Source organism: Anaerococcus porci (assembly GCF_034090325.1).
In the GTDB taxonomy this organism is placed as follows: domain Bacteria; phylum Bacillota; class Clostridia; order Tissierellales; family Peptoniphilaceae; genus Anaerococcus; species Anaerococcus porci.
In genome coordinates this window covers 1-2,453 of the sequence record NZ_JAXDSU010000098.1, presented here as the reverse complement: position 1 = coordinate 2,453, position 2,453 = coordinate 1, and the positions used below count along the sequence as shown (strand labels likewise).

General features: G+C 30.7%; 6 protein-coding genes. All 6 read left to right on the top strand.

The window, feature by feature from the left end; translation table 11 throughout:
- Nucleotides 1-51 precede the first annotated feature (51 nt).
- Entirely contained in the window at nt 52-303 is a 252-nt protein-coding gene (locus SOR60_RS09955) for a hypothetical protein (RefSeq protein WP_320595855.1), read from the top strand.
- A 165-nt stretch (nt 304-468) separates the two neighbouring features.
- The gene (locus SOR60_RS09950) at nt 469-684 is read left to right on the top strand and encodes a hypothetical protein (protein WP_039914242.1); all 216 of its coding nucleotides are present in this window, start codon (nt 469-471) and stop codon (nt 682-684) included.
- 196 nt (nt 685-880) lie between these two features.
- The gene (locus SOR60_RS09945) at nt 881-1,696 is read left to right on the top strand and encodes a rolling circle replication-associated protein (protein WP_320595854.1); all 816 of its coding nucleotides are present in this window, start codon (nt 881-883) and stop codon (nt 1,694-1,696) included.
- Nucleotides 1,697-1,705: 9 nt separating this feature from the next.
- Nucleotides 1,706-2,062 carry a hypothetical protein gene (locus SOR60_RS09940; RefSeq protein ID WP_176269901.1) on the top strand — a complete coding sequence of 119 codons (357 nt, stop codon included), beginning with the start codon at nt 1,706-1,708 and terminating at the stop codon, nt 2,060-2,062.
- Between the two features lie 8 nt (nt 2,063-2,070).
- On the top strand, nt 2,071-2,259 hold the full coding sequence (locus SOR60_RS09935; protein ID WP_176269902.1) for a hypothetical protein: 189 nt from the start codon (nt 2,071-2,073) through the stop codon (nt 2,257-2,259).
- Nucleotides 2,260-2,351: 92 nt separating this feature from the next.
- Nucleotides 2,352-2,453 (top strand): single-stranded DNA-binding protein (locus SOR60_RS09930; protein WP_320595856.1); only part of this gene is annotated, 102 nt, incomplete at its 3' end.

Genomic DNA, 2,453 nt, shown 5'->3' with positions numbered 1-2,453 from the left:
TATAGGGCTTGTGATATTAGGGAGTTTTTAAATAATTTGTAGGAGGAAGTTATGGAAAATAAAAAAACTAGAAAAATTAGAAAAAGAAGTGAAGTTTTTGAATTGTTAGATGGAAGAAAGGTTGATGATGCTTGTGTTAAGTTTACTGCTAAGCCTGAAAAGGAAAGGATGAGAGATAGGGTTTTAGGGATTTTTCTTGTTGGATTGTGTATGATTTTGGCTCTTGCAGGTCCTAATGAGCTTACAAGGGTTTCCGGAATAGTGATGATGTTTATTACTTCTTTGACGGCATTTTTGGCGTAAAAATAAGCCGACTGCAATCGGCTTTTTAGAAATATATTTATAGGGTTATTATACTACGATTTGAGTTTTTGGAAAGGAAAGAGATCTCTCGATTTTGCTCGAGATGGGTTTCGTATATATGGTTTAGATTAAAAAATATAAAAGAATTATAGATGGAGATTGTTTATGAAAATTGAAAATCAAGTTATGTTTATGAAAAATTTAATTAATGTAGATGATGAGGATGTTATTTCTCTTGGGGAGTATTTCAATGGGGTTGGGTCTGGTATTAATCCTAGAAAGAATGGTTGTAATGAGGATTGTTTTGATATGCATTTTTTAGTTTTATGTGAACTTAAAAGAAGGGGAATCTTTAAGGGAGATATTGAGAGATTTATTTAATAGATATTAGTTGTTAATTTTGTGCAAAAAAAGAATGAGGTCAATTGACCTCATCCAGTGTGTATATCTTCATTTATAATATACCTCTGGATTTTCTTTTTGCAAGGGATTTTGTCTATTTTTCAAGGAAGTTTGAACTTCCTTTGGGTGCTTGTAATGGGTATTATCTTTTGCGACATATATGAGGAATTATTATATGAGAAATTTTATTAGGGAAAAGAAAATAGTTTGTGGAAAAAAATATATGGAAGTTGATCTATATTCTTTGAATGAAAATCAACTTGATAGAAAAAAATCTAAGAGGAGCAAAAAGAAAAAAGTATCTCTACCAAAACAGGATAAGCTTAATGATAAGAATGCTAGAAGAAAATTTATATGGCTTGCTGAATCAAATTTTGGAGAAGGGGATATATTTTTAACTCTTACTTATAAGGATAAATATTTACCTAGGTCTTATGATGAGGCTAACAAAGAGATGACTAATTTTTTTCTAAGGATTAGAAGAAGGATAAAAACTTTGGGACTAGATGATGAATTTAAGTATATAGTGGTTACTTCTGAAAAGAAAGGTAAAGATGAGTCTATTAGGTTTCATCATCATTTGCTTATTAAAAGTTCCTTGGGTAGAGATGAGATAGAAAATTTATGGAGGAGAAAAAGAAAAAAGGGAGAAAAGATTGGAGATACTATTGGTTATGCTAATAGTAAAAGAATACAAGAGGATGTGAATACTGGTATTTTGGGTTTGGCAAATTATTTGGCTAGGCACTGTACCTATAGGAGAAGGTGGTCTTGTAGTAAAAATTTAGAAAGGCCATATATAAGAACGAATGACCACAAGTATTCTAGGAAAAGATTAATAGAGTATGCTCTTGATCCTTATGATACTCAAAGGTGGGAGAAGATATATAAGGGTTACAAGATTACCGATAAAGATAATGGGATAGTGGCTACTTATAATGATTTTACTGGGTGGTCTATTTATTTGAAGTTGAGAAAGAGATTATGTTAGGAGAAAAATATGGAAAGATTTAGTATTTTAAATCCAAATTTATTTGAGGAGCTTCTTGCAACTTGTGATAGTCATCTTAATGCAGTGATGGTAAAAATTTTAAATGGGGAATTTGGTTCTGGAGATATAAATATAAAAATTTCCTTATCTGTTATTAATGATGAGATGAAGATACCAAGAGAAGGTGATGATTTTGAGATAAGGCCTTTTGTAAAGCCGGTTATTGATTTTAATGTCAAATCAAGTTTGAAAAAGTCTTTTTCTGATAAGGGAGCTAGTGATACAGATAATATTGTTATTGAGCTTTCTGATAAGTGCATAAGGATTGGCAAGATTGATGATGGGCAAATGGATTTTTTGGATTAGGAGGATATATGTTTTTAAAAATTAAAGTTTCGGATAAGTCTGCTATATTTTTGAATACTGATTTTTTTAGGATTTGTAGGGTTGATGTTGAAGATGATGTTGCTCATATGGAGATTATTAATAGGAATGGGGAAGAGGAGGTATTTGATGATATTGAGTATTCTGGAGATTTTAAAAATTATGTGGAGGGCTTATAGTGCCTTTATTTATTAAGAGATTAATTATTATGTTAGTTGTTTGTGATTTTTGCTATTTTGGTTTTAAAAGTTTTATGAATGGGGAGAAATAGATGATTAATAATTTAACTTTAGTAGGTAGGCTTACAAGAGTTCCTGAGCTTAGGTATACAAGAACAAATATTGCTTGTTGTTCTTTTGTGCTTGCAGTGGAT